General features: G+C 35.3%; 20 protein-coding genes. 16 read left to right on the forward strand and 4 right to left on the reverse strand.

Annotated features, from left to right (window positions below):
* Positions 1-17: 17 nt before the first annotated feature.
* A complete protein-coding gene (locus OQK60_RS02280) occupies positions 18-371 on the reverse strand; it encodes a nitrous oxide-stimulated promoter family protein (RefSeq protein ID WP_297683659.1) in 354 nt (117 codons plus the stop codon).
* 182 nt (positions 372-553) lie between these two features.
* Between OQK60_RS02280 and OQK60_RS02285 the strand changes: the two genes are divergently transcribed.
* From OQK60_RS02285 to OQK60_RS02330, 10 genes are all read left to right on the forward strand, one after another.
* A complete protein-coding gene (locus tag OQK60_RS02285; protein WP_297683661.1) occupies positions 554-937 on the forward strand; it encodes a FixH family protein in 384 nt (127 codons plus the stop codon).
* Between the two features lie 30 nt (positions 938-967).
* Complete coding sequence (locus tag OQK60_RS02290) at positions 968-2167, forward strand: TolC family protein (protein ID WP_297683663.1); 1200 nt, start codon at positions 968-970, stop codon at positions 2165-2167.
* Entirely contained in the window at positions 2164-3159 is a 996-nt protein-coding gene (locus OQK60_RS02295; RefSeq protein ID WP_297683665.1) for an efflux RND transporter periplasmic adaptor subunit, read from the forward strand. Before OQK60_RS02290 ends, OQK60_RS02295 begins: the two co-directional genes overlap by 4 nt.
* Before the next feature lie 12 nt (positions 3160-3171).
* Positions 3172-6282: a CusA/CzcA family heavy metal efflux RND transporter gene (locus OQK60_RS02300; protein ID WP_297683667.1), complete on the forward strand. Its 3111-nt coding sequence runs from the start codon at positions 3172-3174 to the stop codon at positions 6280-6282.
* 2 nt (positions 6283-6284) lie between these two features.
* Positions 6285-7064 carry an RNA methyltransferase gene (locus OQK60_RS02305; RefSeq protein WP_297683668.1) on the forward strand — a complete coding sequence of 260 codons (780 nt, stop codon included), beginning with the start codon at positions 6285-6287 and terminating at the stop codon, positions 7062-7064.
* 49 nt (positions 7065-7113) lie between these two features.
* Positions 7114-8376, forward strand: a complete 1263-nt coding sequence (locus OQK60_RS02310) for an EAL domain-containing protein (protein WP_297683670.1) — start codon at positions 7114-7116, stop codon at positions 8374-8376.
* Entirely contained in the window at positions 8377-8571 is a 195-nt protein-coding gene (locus OQK60_RS02315; protein ID WP_297683672.1) for a YwbE family protein, read from the forward strand.
* A complete protein-coding gene (dbpA, locus tag OQK60_RS02320; protein WP_297683674.1) occupies positions 8571-9932 on the forward strand; it encodes an ATP-dependent RNA helicase DbpA in 1362 nt (453 codons plus the stop codon). Before OQK60_RS02315 ends, dbpA begins: the two co-directional genes overlap by 1 nt.
* Before the next feature lie 23 nt (positions 9933-9955).
* Positions 9956-10624 (forward strand): SIMPL domain-containing protein, encoded by a 669-nt coding sequence (locus tag OQK60_RS02325; RefSeq protein WP_297683676.1) that lies wholly within the window; start codon positions 9956-9958, stop codon positions 10622-10624.
* A 103-nt stretch (positions 10625-10727) separates the two neighbouring features.
* A complete protein-coding gene (locus OQK60_RS02330; protein WP_297683678.1) occupies positions 10728-11531 on the forward strand; it encodes a hypothetical protein in 804 nt (267 codons plus the stop codon).
* Here the strand turns inward: OQK60_RS02330 and OQK60_RS02335 are convergent.
* The 3 genes from OQK60_RS02335 to OQK60_RS02345 are packed head-to-tail and all read right to left on the reverse strand — an operon-like array spanning position 11528 to position 16416.
* Positions 11528-13363 carry an ABC-F family ATP-binding cassette domain-containing protein gene (locus OQK60_RS02335; RefSeq protein ID WP_297683680.1) on the reverse strand — a complete coding sequence of 612 codons (1836 nt, stop codon included), beginning with the start codon at positions 13361-13363 and terminating at the stop codon, positions 11528-11530. The two genes, OQK60_RS02330 and OQK60_RS02335, sit on opposite strands and share 4 nt — an antisense overlap.
* 28 nt (positions 13364-13391) lie before the next feature.
* Complete coding sequence (locus tag OQK60_RS02340) at positions 13392-15488, reverse strand: Tex family protein (protein ID WP_297683696.1); 2097 nt, start codon at positions 15486-15488, stop codon at positions 13392-13394.
* Positions 15484-16416: a DUF234 domain-containing protein gene (locus OQK60_RS02345; RefSeq protein WP_297683682.1), complete on the reverse strand. Its 933-nt coding sequence runs from the start codon at positions 16414-16416 to the stop codon at positions 15484-15486. Before OQK60_RS02345 ends, OQK60_RS02340 begins: the two co-directional genes overlap by 5 nt.
* Before the next feature lie 168 nt (positions 16417-16584).
* Here OQK60_RS02345 and OQK60_RS02350 point away from each other — a divergent pair, with 168 nt between their 5' ends.
* The 6 genes from OQK60_RS02350 to OQK60_RS02375 all read left to right on the forward strand — a co-directional run bounded on the left by OQK60_RS02350 (position 16585) and on the right by OQK60_RS02375 (position 20600).
* The gene (locus OQK60_RS02350; RefSeq protein ID WP_297683684.1) at positions 16585-17706 is read left to right on the forward strand and encodes a Fic family protein; all 1122 of its coding nucleotides are present in this window, start codon (positions 16585-16587) and stop codon (positions 17704-17706) included.
* A 127-nt stretch (positions 17707-17833) separates the two neighbouring features.
* Positions 17834-18067: a DUF1104 domain-containing protein gene (locus OQK60_RS02355; protein WP_297683686.1), complete on the forward strand. Its 234-nt coding sequence runs from the start codon at positions 17834-17836 to the stop codon at positions 18065-18067.
* Positions 18064-18735: a response regulator transcription factor gene (locus tag OQK60_RS02360; protein ID WP_297683688.1), complete on the forward strand. Its 672-nt coding sequence runs from the start codon at positions 18064-18066 to the stop codon at positions 18733-18735. The genes OQK60_RS02355 and OQK60_RS02360 overlap by 4 nt, the downstream gene beginning before the upstream one ends.
* A complete protein-coding gene (locus OQK60_RS02365; RefSeq protein WP_297683690.1) occupies positions 18692-19876 on the forward strand; it encodes a HAMP domain-containing sensor histidine kinase in 1185 nt (394 codons plus the stop codon). The genes OQK60_RS02360 and OQK60_RS02365 overlap by 44 nt, the downstream gene beginning before the upstream one ends.
* Complete coding sequence (locus tag OQK60_RS02370; protein ID WP_297683692.1) at positions 19870-20202, forward strand: hypothetical protein; 333 nt, start codon at positions 19870-19872, stop codon at positions 20200-20202. Before OQK60_RS02365 ends, OQK60_RS02370 begins: the two co-directional genes overlap by 7 nt.
* Before the next feature lie 71 nt (positions 20203-20273).
* Positions 20274-20600, forward strand: coding sequence for a c-type cytochrome (locus OQK60_RS02375; protein ID WP_297683694.1), 327 nt, complete (start codon positions 20274-20276; stop codon positions 20598-20600).
* Positions 20601-20837: the final 237 nt, after the last annotated feature.

Raw genomic sequence — 20837 nt, forward strand, 5'->3', positions numbered from 1 at the left:
TAAAACCTTATTATACATTATTTAATTCTGAAAAATTTTTTGATTTTTGAAAGTCCTAGTTTCATACCGCTGTAACTCATGATTTTAGCCAGTTTTTTCCATTCATTTTTTCCGTAACAAGGATCCGGACATGTTCTGCAGCTTGGTTTGTCAGTGTGAGGACAGTCTTGTAATTTGGAGTATGAGTAAAAAAGCGTACACCTGCAATCAAAGCAGAGTTCAAAATCTATCTCTTTGTTTAGGTATTTATTGTTATAGCATAGCTTTAGAGTCTCTTTGTTTTGTAAATTTTTATCATGTTTGTTATCGCAGTAACATTTTATGAATTTTAAAACAGTTTGACTATCGTGTATAAATTTTTCTTCTGTCATTTTTTTATCATTTCTTTTTTATTATCGGGAATAATTTTATCCAAAATAAATATTTTTTTTCTTGATGTATAAATGTGTTTATCATAATTAAACATTAGCTAATCAAATACATAAACTTCTACTACACACACTCTGCACAATATATTAATATAATTACTTAAACTATATACTAGGAGTATCTCATGAAACTTATATCATTAATAATCGGTGTAACACTACTCTTTACATCACTTAACGGGGCAGCTTTTGACAAAGAGGTTAAAAGTCGCGATGCAGTTGTTAAACTAAGTGCTGAAAAGCCTTTAGTCGTCGGAAATAACACTTTTGTTCTACACATTAAAAAGAGCGGAGTTTTAAGCGATGCTGATAAGGTCAGCGTAAAAGTTTTTATGCCTGCTATGCCTGGAATGCCGGCAATGGAGAGTAAAAGCAGTGCTAAATATTTGGGTAATGGAAATTATGAAGTAGAAGTAAACTTCTCAATGGGCGGGACTTGGCAGATACATATCTTTGTAGCTCCTAAAGTTGGCAAGAAGTATCGTGTTAAAAGTTCAGTAAATATTTGAGCTAGCTTGATTTAAAGAGGGGAGTCTGTTATGTTACGCATTATTATTATACTTTTTGCGCTTATGAGTTATGCACAATCACAAAACTTAGAGACGATCATCTCTCATGCGCTCTCTACTCACAATTCTTTAAAAGCGATAGAACAACGACTTAAAGTTGTTGATGACTCTATAGAATTGACTCAACACTTTACAAATCCTACTCTCTCTCTCAGTGTAGGTGATATTCAGCTTGATGATTTAACAAACCGCTCTATCGAACCTATGCAATTCACATCTTTAACCTTTCAACAAAAAATTCCGTATTTTGGAAAAAGAGCTGCAAATGCTTCTCTGGCAAAAGCTCAGAAGGATGTTGTTTATGGTTCTTTAGAAGAAGCAAAGGTTGCCTTAGTAAAAGAGATAAAACTAACGGCTTACACGATTTGGGAAGTAAAGCAGAAGCTGCAAGTAGTAGATAAAAAAATTGATTTGATAAAACAAAGTATAGAGCTTCATACGATTTATAGCAGTAGTGGAGATAGTGCGATGATGGATATAACTACATCAAAATTACGCTTTTTAGAGTTCAAAATAGCTAAGAGTAAAATCAAAAGCACTTTTGACTCACTTTTAAAAAGATTATCTTATTTAAGCAATCAAGACATAACATCTGTTGAATCACATGTAGATCCAAAAGAGCCAAAAACTTTTGATGAATATTTTTCAGAGTTACAAAATAACCAATCCTATAAAAAAGAACTGGTAAAAATAAAAGAAAAAAATTCACTGGTGAAAGTTAGAGATCTGGCCTCAAAGATAGATCCGTTTGTAAGTGTTGGATACTTCTATAGAGAAGCTTTTGCTGATTATGTCAATATTACTGTCGGTGCATCACTGCCAATTTATGGGAGTGAATCTATAGAGAGTGAACAAGCCAGAAAAGAGGTCTTGCAAGCACAACTTCAAAGTAGTGATTTGTACGAGAAATTAAGTTCTGACTTGGCTGTGAGTTATTCAAACCTGCAAAGTAGTTATGAGATTTATCAGATAATAGCAACACAGAGTATCCCTGAAATAGATCATATGTTAGAGCTCTCTAGCACTATGTTAAAAAATGGAAAAAATCTTATTCTCTTTTTAAACATGCAAGAAAATAAGCTTTCTTTAGAAGAGAAAAAATATATGGCTATGGCCTCGTACAAACGATATGAAGCACAAATACAAGCCTTGGTTGGAGAAACAAAATGAAGCATCTAATAATCTTATTATCTTTGCTGTTAACGCTTGAAGCAAAGCCGGTCACAGTTGAACAACTCTTTTCAGTTCAAACTACACATGTAAAAAAAGTAAAAACGGCAAAAGTTATAAAAAACTATGGTTATATTAAAGTTGATGATTCCAAAAGATACAGTGTAACACCACGGTTTGGCGGATATATAGAAGAGTTGTATGCGGATACGATTTACAAATATGTAAAAAAAGGTGATGTTTTAGCTACTGTTTATTCGCCTGAAGTTTTGCGTGCAAAAGAGGAGTATTTGGCTCATCTAAAATACTCTAAAAAACATTCAAACGGAGATATTTTAAAAAGCGCAAAAGAGAAACTGGAACTTCTACATGTAGATAAAAATGAGATAGAGAGTATTGAGACAAATAAAAAAGCTTCTCGTTTTACAAGTGTCAAATCACCTGTAAGCGGGTACCTGTTTGTTAAAAACATCTCTAACTTTGATGCATTTTCTGCAAAACAAAAACTTTTCGAGATAGTAAATCTTGAGAGTGTCTGGGTTGAGGTAAAAGTTCACCAAAAAGAGCTATCTCGTCTTGAAAAAATGAAGTTTTTTACTCTTAGAGTTGTTGGAAGCGATGATATCTTTGAAGCAAAAAAAGGGATTTTATATCCTGCACTAGATACTAAAGAGAGTACATTAACCCTAAGACTACATGTCAACAACCAAGAAAACTTTTTGAAAACGGGAATGTATGTAACTGTGGAATCAAGCAGTGAAAAAACAGAGCTTTTAACCCTTCCTGTTACATCTGTAATTCGTAAAAACAGTTCCTTTTATGTTTTTGTGACAGGAGAGTATGCAGGAGAATATGAGCCTAAAAAAGTTGATGTTGAACTCTTAGACTCTAAAACATATATAGTGCTAGGTGGTTTGAGTGAGGGCGATGAAGTTGTAAATAACGCTCTGTTTTTAATGGACTCTGATGCTCAAATCAACGGGCTCTACTAGAGGAGGTGTGAGATGATATCAACTCTTATTGTACTAAGTATCAGAAACAGATTTATAGTCCTGATGACTACACTGTTTTTAATTTTTGCCTCTGTATGGGCTCTTAAAAATACTCCAGTTGATGCACTTCCAGACCTCTCACCTCCTCAGGTGATTGTTCAAATAAAGTGGAATGGTCAAAGTCCAGAGATTGTTGAAGAACAGGGAACTTACCCACTTGTGTCTAAATTTATGTCTATTGCAAATATTGAGACAGTTCGCGGTTTTTCAACTTACGGTAATGCTCTGATATACATAATCTTTAAAGAAGGCACTGACCTTTACTGGGGAAGGACCAGAGTTCTTGAACAGCTCTCTACCATTACCTCAGAACTCCCTTCTTCTATGAATGTCTCACTTGGTCCTGATGCTTCTGGTGTTGCTTGGGTTTATGAGTATGCACTAAGTTCAAAAACAAAAAATCTGGCTGAGCTCAGGGCCATTCAAGACTACTACTACAAGTTTGCACTACTGGGTGTGGATGGTGTTAGTGAGGTGGCAAGTGTCGGTGGATTTGTTCCTGATTATCAAGTTGTTGTGAATAACGATACTCTGACTCAGTATGGTCTCGATATTTCGGATATTGCTAAAGTCATAAAGTCAAACAACAACGATACAGGTGGACGAATAGTTTTACAAAATGGTTACGAGTGGATGATATCTGCTAAGGGTTATGTAAAAGATTTGGATGATATTCGTGCTTTAGTTGTAAAAACAGATGGTGGTGTGCCTGTAACTATCGGCGATATAGCGGGAGTTGAAGTAACTACAAGTATGAGAAGGGGTATGGCAGACTTAGACGGTAAGGGTGAAGTCGTTGGTGGAATTGTTATGCTTCGTTATGGTTCTGATGTGTACAAATCTATAGACAAAATCAAACAAAAAATGAGTGAGCTAAAAGTTGACAATGTTGATGTAACAGTTACTTATGACCGTTCAAGCCTTATCGAAAAAGCGTTAGACAATCTAAAATTCACACTCCTTGAAGAGAGTCTGATTGTTATCTTTGTAATAGCTGTCTTTTTATTTCACTTTAGGTCTTCGCTTATTATTTTAATTATTTTACCATTGACAATCGGTTTTACATTTTTGCTTATGAAAATATTTGGAGTCGGCTCAAACATAATGAGTTTAGGCGGTATAGCGATTGCAATCGGGGCTATGGTTGATGCTTCAATAGTTATGATTGAGAATGCTCACAAAGAGTTGTATAAACTGCAACAAAAAAATGCAAAAATCTCAAACAAACAAAGAGTTGATGTAATCATAAACTCCTCACAAAAAGTTGGAAGACCGATATTTTTTGCACTAACTCTTGTGGTAATTTCATTCTTACCAATCTTTGCACTTTCAGGGCAGGAGGGTATGCTTTTTACTCCCTTAGCCTTTACAAAAACATTTGCTATGGCTGTTGGAGCGATACTTTCAGTTACCATGGTGCCTGTCTTGATGATATACTTTCTAAGAGGCACAATACCATTAGAGACTAAAAATCCAATTAACCGTTTTTTCATCTGGCTGTATAACCCATTTTTAAAAATAGCTCTAAAACTAAGATACATTATTTTGGCTCTAACAATTGCTTCTCTGGGATATATTTATCCGCTGTACAAAAGTCTCAACTGGGAATTTATGCCAATGCTAAATGAACAGACTTTTATGTATATGCCTGTAACTCCTTATGGAATAGGGATAGATTTGAGTAAAGAGATAACTCAAAAAACAGACAAGATTTTAGCCTCATTTCCTGAGGTGAAAACTGTTTTTGGAAAAGGAGGACGGGCTACAAGTGCGACAGATCCTGCACCTCTGAGCATGATAGAGACAATCATCACTTTTAAAGATAAAAGCCAATGGCGTAAGGGTATGACTTATAAAAAATTGATGAGTGAGATGGAAGATGCACTAAAAGTTCCGGGGCTTGTAAACTCTTGGACTTACCCGATTAGGGGAAGAATAGATATGCTTTTAAGCGGAATACGAACACCCCTTGGTATAAAACTCTACTCAAAAGATGCTCATAGCTTAGAAAAACATGCAAAAGAGATAGAGACTAAGCTTAGAGGGCTTGAGCTGACTCAGAGTGTTTTTGCAGATCAGGCTAGTGCCGGTTATTATTTAGATATCGATATAGATGAGTCTTCTCTTGCAAGGTATAACATAACAAAAGACAAACTGTTGACCTACACATCTGTTGCAATCGGCGGTATACAGATAGCTACACTCTATAAAGGAATAGAGCGCTATCCTATCACTTTGAGATTTGAAGATGATGAACGGCAAGATATCCAGAGTATAAAAAATATTCAAATAAAAACATCTTTAGGCTTTGTTCCTCTCTCTACATTTGCAAAAGTATCATACAGACAAAGCAGTTCAGTTATAAAAAGTGAGATGGCTTCACCTGTGACATATGTATATATAACGCCAAAAGATGGAGTGAGTCCAAGTGCCTATAAAGAAGAGGCTTCAAAACTTTTAGAGGATTTAACACTTTCCACTGGAAGTTATTTTGAGTGGGCAGGTCAGTCTGAGTACTTAGATAGTGCAATGGATAAGATAGTCTGGATAGTCCCTGTTGTACTTCTTGTCATTCTAATATTGATTTATATGGCATTAAAAGATGTTGTGACAACCTTGATGATTTTCTTTACACTTCCTTTTGCATTTTTAGGAGGTCTGTTATATATTAATTACCTAAACTTTAGTATGAGTGTTGCCGTAGTTGTGGGTTTTTTAGCACTACTTGGTATTGCGGCACAAACAGCAATCATTATGATTATCTACCTTCAAGATAGTGTAGAAGAATCAAAACAAAAGCATGGAGATGGGTTTGATAGCAAACACTTAAGAGATGCCATTTACGAGGGAGCAGTTCAAAGAGTTAGACCAAAACTTATGACACTGTTTGCAATATTAGCCGGACTTTTACCGATAATGTATTCAGATGGTGTCGGAAGTGAAGTTATGCAACGAATTGCTGCACCGATGATGGGTGGAGTTGTTAGTTCTGCAGTGCTGAGTTTGTTGGTTGTTCCTGTTTTGTATGAGATGTATATTAAGAGAAAAATGATAAAATCTTAGTTATGAATTTAATTAAGATAGATGAAACAAATAGGCATGAATTAGAGATATACCATAAGCTAAGAGAGAATGCTTTTACGGAGGATAACAGCTTTATAGCAGACTCTCCAAAAGTTGTAAATATCCTTCTGCAAACTGATATACATGTAAAAAGTATTTTGGCTACTAGTGAGTACTATGAAGAGTTCTCGGAGCTAATATCTAAAAAAGATATTCCAAAACTTTTTGTTATTGATAAAAAAGAGATGGAGAGTATAGTCGGTCACAAGATTCATCACAACTGTATGATGCATGGTATTCGACCACAAGAGACTCCATTAGAAAATCTTGGTGATAATATAATCATGCTTGATGATATTACCTCGACTGAAAATGTCGGCTCAATCGCCAGAAGTGCGGCCGCTTTAGGAGTGAACTCTTATCTCCTGCCTCGTTATGCTCCTCATCCTTATGCACGAAGAGCACTCAGGGTTTCTATGGGGCACATAGTCAAACTACATGTACATATCTATGATGATATTTTTTCTACACTAGAAGCTTTAAAAGCAAATGGTTATAGAATTTTTGCAGCGGAAGTCACAGAAAATTCAAAGTCGCTTATGAGCGTGGGAGTGCCTCAAAAATGGGTACTTCTCATGGGACATGAAGGTAAAGGATTATCACAAGAAGTTATTGACATGTGTGATGAGGTTGTAGAGATAGAGATGATGGATGATGTTAGAAGTTTAAATGTCGGGGTTGCTGCTTCAATTATGATGCATAGGTTTAAAAACATAGTATAAGTTAAAAAGCAATATAATAAATTATTACTAATGAGAAAGTGAAATTAATATGAAAAATGTACATTTAGGCCGTCAACCAATAATTGATACTAATGGGAATCTAAATTCGTATGAAGTATTATACCAAGAGGGGCATCAGCAAAAAGAGAATGTAACTGATCGTTTTGTAAGTGCAGCTGTTATTAACAGTGTCTTGAATAAATTTGGAACACATGAAGTGCTTGGTTCTCGTAAAGCATTTGTTAAAATTGATGAGAAATTTTTGATGAGCGATCTTATTTTCACAATACCCAAAGGCTTTTTTATATTTTCTATAGTCTACCTTGATATAAATGAAAAAGTCATAGAGCGATTTGAACAACTAAAGGAAAGAGGGTATGAATTAGCTATAAATGATATTGTGATTAATGAAGAGAGTCTTGTGAAGTATGCAAATGTGTTAGAAACACTTTCTTTTGTGAAGATAAATTTTGACAAGGGTTTTAAAGAAGACTCTTCTATCAAAAGTATAATTAGCGCTCTAAGAAACAATGATATAAAAGTTGTAGCTACAAGAATTGAAACTGTAGATGAATACCAGTTAGCGAAAGATTTAGGATGTGAATTTTTTCAGGGTTATTTCTTTGCAAAACCAAAAATTCTTGAAAATCCAACATATGATGCTTCGCAAGCGAATATTCTTAAACTATATACTCTGCTTATGGAAGATACCAACATTGATGAAATAACAGCAGAATTTGAGCAGAATCATGCGCTTACTGTTCAGTTATTGCGGTATATAAACTCAGCTGCTTTTCATTTTAGAAATAAAATCTCTTCTATTCATCATATCTTGATGCTTGTAGGACGTACTCCTCTTGCTCAATGGCTGATGCTGATGATATACTCAAAATCTGTATCAAAAAGCAAAACCTTGTCTCCCTTAATGTTGATGATAAAACATCGTACAGAATTGATGGAAAATATACTTAAAAAAATACAACCTGATGTTAGAAGTAACACTCTTGGTCAAGCCTATTTTGTAGGAGTACTTTCTCTTATAGATACAGTTTTTGGTAAAGATTTAGAGACAATACTTGATGATATGCATGTGGATGACACAGTAAAGTCGGCACTGCTGGATGATGAGGGTGTATTGGGCGAGATTTATGCTCTCGTACGAGATATTGAAAAATTCAATACACAAGCTATATCTGAATTTGCAAAAAAATATAACTTAGACAAGAATGCGATAGATGAGTTATCACTAAGCAGTATGCAAGAGGTTACAGCTTTTGAAAATGCTGTTTGCTCACCGAATATGGCTATTTAGATGTTGGATGGTACAAAACGAGCTAATATTAAAAGCGGGATGAGTGTAGCCATAGTCTTAAAAGAGGACCAAGAGAGTGGACGCTTGACAGACGGTATAGTTCGCGATATTTTGACAAAATCAGCTACTCATCCTCATGGTATTAAAGTCCGTCTTATGAGTCGTGAAGTTGGACGAGTCAAGGAAATTTATTGATGAAATTTTCAAATCTTCCTCTTTCAAAAGAGATGCTTCATAACCTAAACGAAATAGGTTATAAAGAGATGACACCTATTCAAGCTCAGAGTCTTCCTCATATTTTAGAGGGCCGTGATGTAATAGCACAGGCAAAAACCGGAAGCGGTAAAACAGCCGCATTTGGTATAGGTATACTGAGTAAACTACAAGTAAAAAAGTTTAGAATTCAAACACTCATACTTTGTCCGACACGAGAGCTGGCTGACCAAGTAGCAAAAGAGCTTCGAATGCTCGCACGGGCTACACATAATGTTAAGATTTTAACTCTATGTGGCGGAACTGCATTTGGTCCACAGCTAGGTTCACTTCGTCATGGTGCTCACATAATAGTCGGAACTCCAGGGCGAGTACTAAAACACCTCAAAAAAGAGACACTGTCACTTGAACATATGGATACATTAGTTCTTGATGAAGCTGACAGAATGCTAGATATGGGTTTTAGTGAAGAGATAAATGAAGTGTTGGAATTTGCCCCAAAAGAGAGACAGACTCTTCTTTTCTCAGCAACATATACTGATGAGATTTTGGACATAAGCGCAACTCTTCAAAAAGATGCTGTAAATATTAAAACAACTTCTACTGAGACAACAAATAAAATCACTGAGTATTTTTATGAAGTAGAGTACGGGCAAAAACTAAATACACTTGTAAATATTTTTAGTAATTTTAAGCCTGAAAATGTCATAGTCTTTTGTAACACAAAAATAGAAGCTGATGAAATTGCTAACACTCTGCAGAAGAAAAATATTGACGCTCTTGCTATACATGGGGACTTAGAGCAGTATGAAAGAAATGATGTGTTAGTACAGTTTGCTAACAAATCTGCTACAGTGTTAGTGGCAACTGATGTGGCAGCCAGAGGCTTAGATATAAAAGAGCTTTCAATGGTTGTAAACTATGACATACCTCACGGCGAAGAGACTTACACTCACAGAATCGGACGAACAGGACGAGCAGGAGCGGAGGGTCTGGCTTTTACTCTTTATGAAGCAAGCGAGATACAAAATGTAAATGAGTATAAAAATGATACTCGTATTTTTGAAGATGCAACTTCACTAAAGGTTGTAAACGGTTTTGATATGAAACCTGCCAATGTTACTCTTGTAATCGAGGGCGGTAAAAAAGACAAAGTCCGTGCCGGAGATTTGCTTGGCGCATTGACAGGGGACGCAGGACTACAAGGAAGCAGCATCGGAAAGATAGATATTTACGAAAGACAAAGTTATGTTGCTATTGAGAACTCTAGGATAGATGAAGCATATGAAAAACTAAAAAATGGAAAAATAAAGGGTAAAAAATTCTCTGTTTGGATTTTGTAAATATAGAGTTTTAAAGGAAAAAAATGAAAAAAATTATTTTATTACTAAGTATGATTTTCTCTTTGTCCAATGCATTTGAAGTTCAAAAGAGCAGCGAATTTGTAAAAGAAGTTGAACCAACGAAGATGAGCACCTCAATAACAGCGATAGTAGAAGATACGAATAAATTAAAAATACAAAAGATTTTCAAAAAAGCAATAAAAAATACAGCTAGCGAAGGTATCTGCACAAACGGCAGCTATAGAATATCTCCTATGTATGAATATAAAAAAAGTAAAAGAATTTTCTCTGGTTACCAAGGGAGTATCATATTTACATGTGATTTTACTGATAGTAAAAAGCTAGACAATGTTATAGACAATCTTGAGAGAGCAACTGTTGAAAAAGACAAGTTAAAACTCACTATCAATCCTATTAGTTGGATAGTAGAGAAGCAAGCACTCAAACAGGTAAATAAAGAGTTGGAACTCGAAGCATTGAATTATGCAAAGAGCTATAAAAGTTTTTTAAGTGATGTGTACGAAGTGACTTGTAAAATAAAAGAAGTGTTATTAAACCCCTTAAATAGCCCTCAGTATCCGATAGCCTTGCGCAGTATGATGAGAGAATCAGGAAGTCAAACAACACAGCCTATAAAGAGTGAGCATACTATAAAATACAGTGCTTCATACAAGTTTGAGTGTGGCGAGTGAAATATTATTTATGATGCTTTATTTAACATATGTAGATATTTTAGGTAATATAAAGAGTTGAAACTCCATAGATTTCAACCATTACAGTTTATAGGAATGATTAATGCCAGACAATATCAGTTTTGATTTAATGCAAAGCATTGTCGATTCTCAACAAAATTTGATTGTTATTTTTCATAATGATGAAGTTATTTTAATCAATAAATCTTTTAAAAAATTTGTTGCGGTCTCTTCATTGAAAGAATATAAAGAAGTTTTTCCTAAATTTCTTGATCATTTTGTTCCTCATCCATCATACTTTAATGCTGAAAAAATTAAATCGGGAGAGAGCTGGTTTGATGCAGTTATGAAGATGCAAGAGATAGACCGTGTTGTAAGTTTACTTACTCCGGATTATGAGCCGCATGCTTTTTCCGTAGATATAAACAGTGATGTCGATGAGTATAAAATTGTTACTTTAACAGACATCACACAAACTTTGATTAAACGCATTATGATTGACAACCATGCAAATATGGATATAAACAGCGGCGCTTATTCTAAAAATTATTTTCTTCATATAGCCCAAAGCTATGAAGATGCGGCTACTTTCAATGAAAAGATTATTGGTGCAATACTAATCAAAGTTGATAGCGATAATTTTAGTAGTGATAATATGGCTTTGAGTAATTTTGCAAACCACTTTAAAAAGATTACGCGCCAAGATGACATGTTAATTCGTTGGAGTGATAATACTTTTTTATTAGTCTACTTGGTTGACAGTGTAGATAATTCAAAACATATGCTAGAAAAACTGGATGATATTACATCTAAAGATGCTATCGGCGGGGTTAATTATACTTTCACATTAACAACCCAAAAAGAGAAAGAGAGCATAAAAGAGTTGATAAAAAGAGTTGATATTTAATCTAGTTCTGCTAACTTTCTTTCATACTCTTGTGTGATATCATCAAGCTCAGTTTGTACAGACTCTAGAATCTCAAAACTTTCTTCGACTTCACGCTCTTGCGCTGATACGATTTTTGACAACTCCATCAGTCTAGTGCTCTCTGCGCTGTTTGAAACTTCTATTAGCTCTCGATGATTCAGTTCCAGACTCTCTTCAGTTTCCATAATACAGCTCTCCAGTTTTTCAACTCTCTTTTTTAGAGGTGATATTGCTTTGTTTCTTTCACGAATCAGCCCCGCTTTTAGCTTTTTATTTTCTTTATTGTTAGTTTTTGGAGCAGATTTTATTTGTTCTTCTTGCTCCTCTTGTTCTTCCCAGCCGATTTTTTCTAAAAAGAGGTCATATCCGCCGTCAAAATACTCAGCGCCATCTTTTGCAAAGACAATAAGTCTGTCACATACACGGCGAAGCAGTTCTTCTGAGTGAGTTACGATGACAACTGCACCGTCAAAGTTTTGTATTGCTTTTGTTAAAGCTTCTATAGAGTCCATATCAAGGTGATTGGTAGGTTCATCTAGAAAAAGCAGATTTACTTCTCTTGCTAGAATCTGTCCAAGCATCACACGGCTTTTTTCTCCACCTGAGAGAAGAGAAACTTTCTTATCAGCAGAGTCTCCGCTAAACATCATAGCACCACAAATACTTCTGATGACTTGTGTAGAGAGTTTTGTATTTGCTGAGTGTATCTCATCTGTTACAGTCGCAGTTGGATGAAGACGAGCTATGTTTGTTTGACCAAAGTGGGCAAACTCTACTGATGGATGAGAATTTATTTCACCGTTAAGAGGTTTTAGTTCTCTTGCAAGAACATTAAGCAGAGTTGATTTACCCTTACCGTTTTTACCGATAATCCCCAGACACTCTCCTTTTTTTATATTAAAAGATATATCTTTAAAGAGAATATTTTGAGGTGTGTAGCCAAAACTAAGGTTATTCACATCCAGCATTATCTTTGCCGGTGTTTCTTTGAAGTTAAAGTTAAACTCAAGGGTTGAATCAAAAAATAAATCATCCATCAAATCCATCTTCTCAAGCTGTTTTACTTTTGACTGAGCAAGTGCGGCAGTAGAGGCACGAGCCTTGTTTTTGGCTATAAACTCTTCAAGCTCTTTTACTTTTTTGTCTTGTGCAATTTTTTGTTTTTTATAAAGTTCATCATCCGCGCTTAAGCGCTCATAAAATTTATGAGTATCACCAGGAATAATGTTTAGCTGTTTGCGCACAATACCTATAGTGTGAGTACAAACCCCATCCATAAAGTCTCTATTGTGGGTAATTAGTATCCCTTCACCCTCAAAGGCTCTTAAAAAGTTTTTCAACCATCTAAGTGAGACAATATCAAGGTAGTTAGTAGGCTCATCTAAAAGCAGCAGATTTGGTTCGGTAACAAGCAGTTTTGCAAGGTTGATACGGATTTGGTAACCGCCCGAAAAAGAGAGTGGGTCTTTGTCTAAATCCTCTTGAGTAAATCCTAAACCAAAAAGAATCTTCTCGACTCTATAAACATCATATTTCATCTCATCGGTTAGGGCTAGGGCTGCCTCTTCTCTTAGAGTGCTTTCGCTGAACTCCAGATGCTGTTTAAGAGTGCCTATTTTGTAGTTTTTAGGGATGATGATATCACCGCTGTCTGGAGTCTCTTCGCCCATGATTATTTTAAAAAGTGTAGATTTACCGCTTCCGTTTCTGCCGACTAAACCGACTCTATTGCCGGAATTTAACTTGAAGTTTAGATTATCAAACAGTTCTTGCTTGCCAAAATTTTTGCAGATATTTACTAGTTGAATCATAATGCTCTTTTATTTTTTAATATTTTAATTATACCAAGCTAAGAGAAACTTTGCCCTTTTGTGTATCAATAGAAATAACTTCGATTTGCGGCAGAAATTGGTTGAGTGATAGAACTTCCAAAGGGTGTGAAATTCGCTTTTGGCTCATCTTTGAGATGTGAATCATGCCGTCATTTTTAAGCCCAATATCCACAAATGCACCAAAATCTGCAATGTTTCTGACAACACCGGAGACAAAACTGCCCTCTTTAAGCATCTTGATGTCCGTTACACCCTCTTTAAAAGGAATCGGGGGTAAATCTTCTCTGGGGTCAAATCCAGGTTTTTTAAGTTCTTTGATGATGTCTTTTAGAGTCTCTTTTCCTACATGTAATTCTTCAGATTTAGAATTTACATCTATTTTGTCTAAGTCTAAGCCCTCTAATTTTTTGGCAACCTCATAACTCTCAGGATGCACACCCGTATTGTCAAGAATATTTTTAGGATTTTTTATCCGGATAAAACCAGCGGCTTGTTCGTAAGCTTTTTTGCCCAGACCTTTTACTTTTAAAAGTTGGCTCTTAGTTGAAAAGTTTCCGTTTTCATCACGATAATCTATAATATTTTGCGCTATTTTTGCACCAATTCCCGCTACATGTGAAAGTAAAGAAGCCGAAGCCGAATTTATATCTACGCCAACGCGGTTTACCAAATCACATGTCACATCATCAAGTTTTTTCTCTAAGAGTTTTTGATCGACATCGTGTTGATACTGCCCTATGCCCAAAGATTTTGGGTCTATCTTTACCAGTGTAGCCATCGGGTCACGAAGTCTTTGCGCGATGGATATAGCGCCTCTTATGGTTACATCAAGGTTTGGATATTCTGCTTGTGCTGTTTTTGAAGCAGAGTAAACTGAAGCGCCTGCTTCTGAGACAACAGTGTAGTTTAGGTTTGCATTTTCATCTTTGTTTAGACGGGCAAAAAACTCTTGTGTCTCCCTTGAAGCCGTACCGTTACCTATGGCAACTCCGGTGATGTTATACTTGTTAGCCAAAGTTAGCACTTTGTTTTTTGAGTTGTTATAGTCATTTTTTGGCTCGGTAGGATAGATTACAGCCGACTCTAAATAGTTTCCGTTTTCATCTATGACTGCGAGTTTACATCCGCTTACAAATGCAGGATCAACTCCTAAAATAACCCTTTTTGTAACAGGAGGAGTCATCAGAAGCTGGTTTAGATTTTTACCAAAAACACTTATTGCCGACATGTCAGCTTTTTCTTTTAGTTCTGCTTGGACTTCACGCTCCAATGATGGAAGTAAAAGACGCTTTAGGCCATCTTTATAGGCATCAAATAGAAGCTCACTGGAAGTCGAAGTATGACGAGGAATTTTATATTGTTTGATGTTCTCTAGGATTCGCTCCACATCGGTAGTGATTTTTACAGAGAGTTCTTTTTCATTAACCCCGCGCATAATAGCAAGGTAGCGGTGAGATGGAATGTAGGCCACTTTTTCACTTTTTCCTTCAAGATTTTTAAAGGTGCCATTTTCATCAAAGTTTTTTGTTTTTTTAGTCTCCAAAGAGCCGTAGCGTAGCATTGAGTTTCTGATGGCTTCACGCTCACGAGGCAAGTCTGCATAACGCTCAGCTAAAATATCTTGAGCGCCTTTTATCGCTTCATCTACTGAAGTGATTTCGCCTTTGATAAACTTTTTGGCTTCTTGTTTAAATTCACTCAGAGTAAGTCTTGCACTTTGCAGAGTGTTTGCAAGCGGAGTCAGACCGTTTGCCATTGCAGTAGTCGCACGAGAACTTTTCTTCTCTTTAAAAGGGCGGTAAATATCTTCTAAAACTCTCAAAGTCTCAGCCTGCTCAATGCTTTTTTTGATTGCATCACTCAGAGTAGCTCTCTGGGTTATAAGTCTTGATATCTCTTCTTTACGCTCTAATAGTTTTTTAGAACTAAGATAGATAGTTTCAAACTCACGCAAGACTTCATCACTCGCTCCGCCAGTCATCTCTTTGCGGTAACGGGCAATAAATGGGATGGTCGAGCCTTCATCAAGGAGCTTTAAAATATTAGTTATATACTCTTTTTTTAGGCTCGTTCTTTGTGCTAAAAGATTTACTAGATTATTAATATCTTTTTCCCTCGCACTCCATAAAGTCTCTCTCACTCAAATCTTCTACAAGGCTTTTAAAGTTTTTAAGAGCAAGTAACTTTAGCTCTGCACCTTTTAGGGATTTAAGCTCATTTGTAAAACCGCTTTTTGAGACGACGACAAAGATGTCGGGTTTTAACTCAGCCAATGCCGTCTGCTCTTTTAGTTTTGTAAGTTCAGTTTTTTTCGCTTTAGAGTTAGAGTATTTTGTAGTTCCTGCAACGACTTTACCGGATTTTGTTTTTGCCAAGATGTCTATCTCTGTATTTCTATCCCAATAGCTTCCTATCTCTACAATTGGGTCATCTTTAAAACTGTTTTTTATAACATCTCGTGCGAGTTTCATAAAGACAAGTTCAGAAAACTCCTGTTCACGATTGGCAAATCTTTCTTGCGCTTCTTTATAGTCGCCGTCTCTGATGCTTTTGAAAAACGGAGATACAAATGAGAACCAAAAACGCATAAAAGGTTTAGTGAAGTTCAGCTTTTCATCTACTCTTTCCTCTTCATTTGGCGGAGTCTCTAACGAGTACTCGGCTTCTAAAAAACCTCGCTCAAAAAGAGTCTCCATCGCATACTCTCCGTCATTTCTTGAGATGCGAGCTCTCTTTAGTGCAGAGTGAGTTCTGCGGTCTCCCATGGCAATACCGCTTAGAAGTGCATGAGAGTTTTTATCACTCTCAGTAATCTGAGTGATGTCTGCATGAATGTAGCGATAGTTGTTAAAAACCTTGCTCTCAATTATCTCTGACAAGGGCTTATCCATATCAACATCCCAACCCATACCGCCAAATACTCCAAAGTACTTTATAGCCTGTTCAAGGTCTTTAGGATTGTTTTGAAAGCAAAAAGAACGAAACTGCTCTAGTAGTGTTGGGTTCTTTTTGTACTTGTTGTATTTTGACATGTGAATAAGCCTTGGAGTTTGTTTATGAAATTATACAGTAATAGAATGAAAGTAGGGTTTGATTGGTTTGTATGAATCTACAAATTTTTATACATGTTAAAACAGCTAAAACTTACAAATGATACAATTAATTCCAGTTATTGTATCAAAAAATGATACAATTAGATTATGAAATCGTATCAAACAGATAAAAAGTGGATTTGGGAGAGTGAAAACTTTCCTAATTTTACTTATACTAAAACCAATACTCAAGAGTTGTTTTATAAACTTGGTCAGCTGCAAACAGTAGAGAAATTTATGAATGACACTAACTCAAAAGAGCTACTTCTAGATGTACTTGAAAATGAAGCAGTTGCAACATCAGCTATAGAGGGTGAAGTTTTACAGAGAAGTTCTGTGCGCTCATCTATAAACAAGATTCTTAGGCTTGGATTGCAAGAGGACTACAACTACACAAATCAAACAGACTCTTTGGTAGAGATTATTATAGATGCGAAACAAAACTCTAAAGAGCCTCTGAGTAAAGAGAGACTTCTCTCTTGGCATAAAGCACTTTTTCCTACAGGTCAGTCAGGCTTTAAAAAGATTTTAGTAGGTGAATTTAGAGTAGATGAAAAAGCTATGAAAATAGTCTCAGGTACATGGGAAAAAGAGAAAATTCACTTTATCGCACCACCATCAAGTATGATGCCAAAGATGATGAGCGAATACTTAGAGTGGTTAAATGAAGAAGTTGATTCATCTGAGATAGTTTACAAAGCTGCGGTTGCTCATTTGTGGTTTTTGCTTATACACCCGTTTGATGATGGAAACGGAAGGATTGCAAGAGCTATTACGGATTATGTTTTGAGCAAATCCGAGTTAGTAAATGCAAACTTTTACTCTGTAGCTTCTGCTATACATGTAAAGAGAAAAGAGTACTATAAAACTCTGGATTTGACATGTATAAAAAAGAATCTTGATATTGCTTTATGGGTAGATTGGTTTGTAGAGATATTAATCGAGTCAATTGAGCAAACACTTAAAAAGGTTGAAGTGGTCCAGACAAAGAGTAAATTTTGGGATAAACATGTAAATACAAAACTAAATGATAGACATAAAAAGATTATCCTGAAAATGCTTTCATATTTACCATCTGAATTTGAAGGTGGTATGAAAGCTAGTAAATACATGTCAATCACAAAAATAACTAGAATTACAGCTAGTAGAGATTTAGCCTACTTAGTAGAAAAAGGTGTTATGCAGAGTCATGGAAGCGGTAGAGGTGTTTACTATACTTTAGTTTTTTAAACTTTTACAGTAATGTGAAATAGGCGCTCTTGCTACACAATCATTACACTTTTTTTTCATATCATATGTAATCACTAAAAATATTTAGTGTATAATCATCTAATAAAATTAATAAAAAAGTTATGAAATGCTAAAAACAATCACCATATTATTCTCATCTTTATTGTTAATCTCTTTCTTGTACGCTGGGGAAAATTTTAGTGAAATGAGCACACAAGAGCTAATATCTATAATGGGTTATGTAAAAAAAGAAAATCTTGAAAAATTTAAAAAAGAGCTTGAAGCAAGAGTTCCTAAAATGAACGAGGCAGAGAAAAAAGCTTATGAAAAAAACTTGCAAAAAGAAAATTCATCTCAATGAAAGCAAAAATACTTTTACTTGAAGATGATTTGACTCTTAGTGAAACTGTAGTTGATTTTTTAGAAGGACACGGTTTTGAGCTTGTAACTGCTTATGATGGAGATCAAGCCTCGGAGCTTATTTATGAGCAACAGTTTGATTTGTTTTTGCTTGATGTAAATGTTCCTCGTCTTAATGGATTTGAGCTTTTAAAACAAAAACGAGATGATGGTGTTAAAACCCCTGCTATCTACATAACTTCGCTAAACTCCATAGACTCTCTTGAAGATGGATATAAAAGCGGTTGTGATGACTACATAAGAAAACCGTTTGTTTTAAAAGAGCTTCTCTTTAGAGTGGAGAGTATTTTAAAAAGAGGCTTTTTTCATGAGACAAGTGCAAGAGTTAAAATAGATGAACATGTAGAGTATGATACAGAGTCAAATCTACTGTTTGTTGATGGTAAACAGGTGCAGTTAAATACAAAAACATCTCAACTTTTAAAACTTTTTTTACAAAACCAAGAAGAAGTGCTCTCACATGAGAGGATTTACGACACTCTTTGGAGTTATGAAGAGACTCCTAGTGAAAATGCTCTTAGAACTTACATAAAAGATCTTAGAAAAATCATAGGAAAGGATAAAATTGTTAGCATCAAAAAGCTTGGGTACAGATTTTCGTCAAAGTGAAAAACAGACTCTATTTAGATTTTTGGCTCTGTATGTTTTACTGACAGTTATTATCATATCTGTATTTTCTTTTATCTATTTTGAACTTCAAAAAGATTTGATGTTACAACAAAAAAAATCAACCCTGCAAAAGTACTCCAAAGAGCTTATAGAAGATTTGAAGCAACTACATGTAAACTTTGATAAAACACAAATCTATCCAAGAAACGATAAGTTTGATTCTGCGATTTTTGATAACGAAGAAAAGCTGATTTTTGCAACGAGTGACACTAAACTTAGACTAGATAAGATTTTATATCTTGAAGATGAGGTAATTCACTTGGTTAACATACCTGAGTCTTATTATCTTGGTGCGAGATATATAATAGTAAAAGTAAAAGATGACAAAAAGTGGTTAATACAAACCAAAAAAGAGATTATGATTTTTGCCGGCTTTACATTTTTGTTTATGCTAGTTATAGGTTATATCCTGCTTCGATTGTTTTTAAAACCCATGCGTGATGCCATCACTCTGCTTGATGAATTTATAAAAGATACGACTCATGAGTTAAATACACCTGTAAGTACTATAGTTGCAAATATAGAGATGATAGACAAATCACAACTTGATGAAGGGCTGTTAAAAAAGATACAGAGGATAGACATAGGCGCAAAAACAGTATCAAATATCTACCAAGATTTGACTTACCTGACGCTTGGTAATGAAATAGTTTCCAATAACGAAGATATAGATATAGAGCTGTTGGTTTTAGAGAGAGTAGAGTATTTCACCTCTCTTGCAAAAGCTAAAAAAATAAAAATCAGCGCAAATATTATAGAAAAAACGACCTTGTATGCAGACAGATTTAAAATTTCTAAACTTTTAGATAACTTGCTCTCAAATGCCATAAAGTACAACGAAGTCGGCGGAGAAATAATCGTCACTGTAGAGGGCAGAAGCTTTAGTGTACAAGACTCCGGCATAGGCATAGCTGAGAAAGATATCTCTAAGATAAAAGAGAGATATAAAAGGTTCAATAAAAGCAGCGGTGGTTTTGGAATAGGACTGAGCATAGTCTCGGCAATTGCTAAAGAGTATAACCTAAATATCGATATAAGTTCTCAAGAGAGAGTTGGAACAAAGGTGAGTATATCATGGTAAAAAAAATAGTTTTAACGCTTAGCCTTATGTTTTGTTTTGCAGAGGCAGATGTATATGAGAGTAACTGTGTCAAGTGTCATGAAAAGTTGCCTGTGAGTATAGATAAATACTTTTATAAGTATCTGCTTATATATAGCAGTGAGACGGATATGAAAAATGCGATTATAAGTTACCTGAACTATCCAGCCAAAGAGACCAGCGTTATGTCGGACGCATTTATAAGCAGGTTTGGTCTAAAAGAAAAAAGCAAACTCAGCCAAGAAGAGTTAAAAGAAGCTGTTGATGTTTACTGGGAAAAATATAAAATCTTCGGAAAGTTAAAATAGTAAAATTTCCACTACACAATTCCCTCACAATTAATTGTTAAACTTACTCCATCAAACAAAAGGAGTTTCAAATGAAAACTACAAGAATAACAAAAACATTAAAATCTATAGTTGTAGCAGGTGCTATTATCTCTTCATCAACATTACTAGCTGCTGATGGTGCTGCACTTTACAACAAGTGTGCCGGTTGTCATGGTAGTGCAGGTGAAAAAGTTGCTCTTGGCAAGTCAAAAGTTATTGCAGATATGAGTGAAGCTGATTTAGTTGCTTCTCTTAATGGTTATAAAGATGGTAGTTATGGTGGAGCTATGAAAGGTCTGATGAAAGGTCAAGTTACAAATCTTTCAGAAGATGATATCAAAACACTATCTGCTCATATAGTTTCATTAAAAAAATAGTTTAACGAAAGTTGAATTTTTAGTGAGTACAACGGTCCAAGTAAAGAAAAAGGACTTTGTTTCTTTTTCGGACTAATTAATGAAGGATATAAAATGCAAAGAAGAAAATTTTTAAGTTTAGGTGCAGTAGCTATTGGGGTAACTGTATTACCGTCAAGCGTTAGCGCTACAGACTTTAGAGCAACTGCTCCTGAGGCATGGGAAGCTGCAGGTTCAGCTGAAGCTATAAAAGCTCTA

The organism is Sulfurimonas sp. (genome assembly GCF_026196735.1).
Taxonomy (GTDB): Bacteria; Campylobacterota; Campylobacteria; order Campylobacterales; family Sulfurimonadaceae; genus Sulfurimonas.

Bases quoted from the DNA above. Each gene is read 5' to 3' on its own strand.
- dbpA (WP_297683674.1), top strand. From the start codon at position 8,571: ATGAAATTTTCAAATCTTCCTCTTTCAAAAGAGATGCTTCATAACCTA.
- OQK60_RS02310 (WP_297683670.1), top strand. From the start codon at position 7,114: ATGAAAAATGTACATTTAGGCCGTCAACCAATAATTGATACTAATGGG.
- OQK60_RS02355 (WP_297683686.1), top strand. From the start codon at position 17,834: ATGCTAAAAACAATCACCATATTATTCTCATCTTTATTGTTAATCTCT.
- OQK60_RS02345 (WP_297683682.1), bottom strand. From the start codon at position 16,416: ATGTCAAAATACAACAAGTACAAAAAGAACCCAACACTACTAGAGCAG.
- OQK60_RS02330 (WP_297683678.1), top strand. From the start codon at position 10,728: ATGCCAGACAATATCAGTTTTGATTTAATGCAAAGCATTGTCGATTCT.
- OQK60_RS02290 (WP_297683663.1), top strand. From the start codon at position 968: ATGTTACGCATTATTATTATACTTTTTGCGCTTATGAGTTATGCACAA.
- OQK60_RS02295 (WP_297683665.1), top strand. From the start codon at position 2,164: ATGAAGCATCTAATAATCTTATTATCTTTGCTGTTAACGCTTGAAGCA.
- OQK60_RS02335 (WP_297683680.1), bottom strand. From the start codon at position 13,363: ATGATTCAACTAGTAAATATCTGCAAAAATTTTGGCAAGCAAGAACTG.
- OQK60_RS02315 (WP_297683672.1), top strand. From the start codon at position 8,377: ATGTTGGATGGTACAAAACGAGCTAATATTAAAAGCGGGATGAGTGTA.
- OQK60_RS02300 (WP_297683667.1), top strand. From the start codon at position 3,172: ATGATATCAACTCTTATTGTACTAAGTATCAGAAACAGATTTATAGTC.
- OQK60_RS02350 (WP_297683684.1), top strand. From the start codon at position 16,585: ATGAAATCGTATCAAACAGATAAAAAGTGGATTTGGGAGAGTGAAAAC.
- OQK60_RS02375 (WP_297683694.1), top strand. From the start codon at position 20,274: ATGAAAACTACAAGAATAACAAAAACATTAAAATCTATAGTTGTAGCA.
- OQK60_RS02285 (WP_297683661.1), top strand. From the start codon at position 554: ATGAAACTTATATCATTAATAATCGGTGTAACACTACTCTTTACATCA.
- OQK60_RS02305 (WP_297683668.1), top strand. From the start codon at position 6,285: ATGAATTTAATTAAGATAGATGAAACAAATAGGCATGAATTAGAGATA.
- OQK60_RS02325 (WP_297683676.1), top strand. From the start codon at position 9,956: ATGAAAAAAATTATTTTATTACTAAGTATGATTTTCTCTTTGTCCAAT.
- OQK60_RS02280 (WP_297683659.1), bottom strand. From the start codon at position 371: ATGACAGAAGAAAAATTTATACACGATAGTCAAACTGTTTTAAAATTC.
- OQK60_RS02370 (WP_297683692.1), top strand. From the start codon at position 19,870: ATGGTAAAAAAAATAGTTTTAACGCTTAGCCTTATGTTTTGTTTTGCA.
- OQK60_RS02360 (WP_297683688.1), top strand. From the start codon at position 18,064: ATGAAAGCAAAAATACTTTTACTTGAAGATGATTTGACTCTTAGTGAA.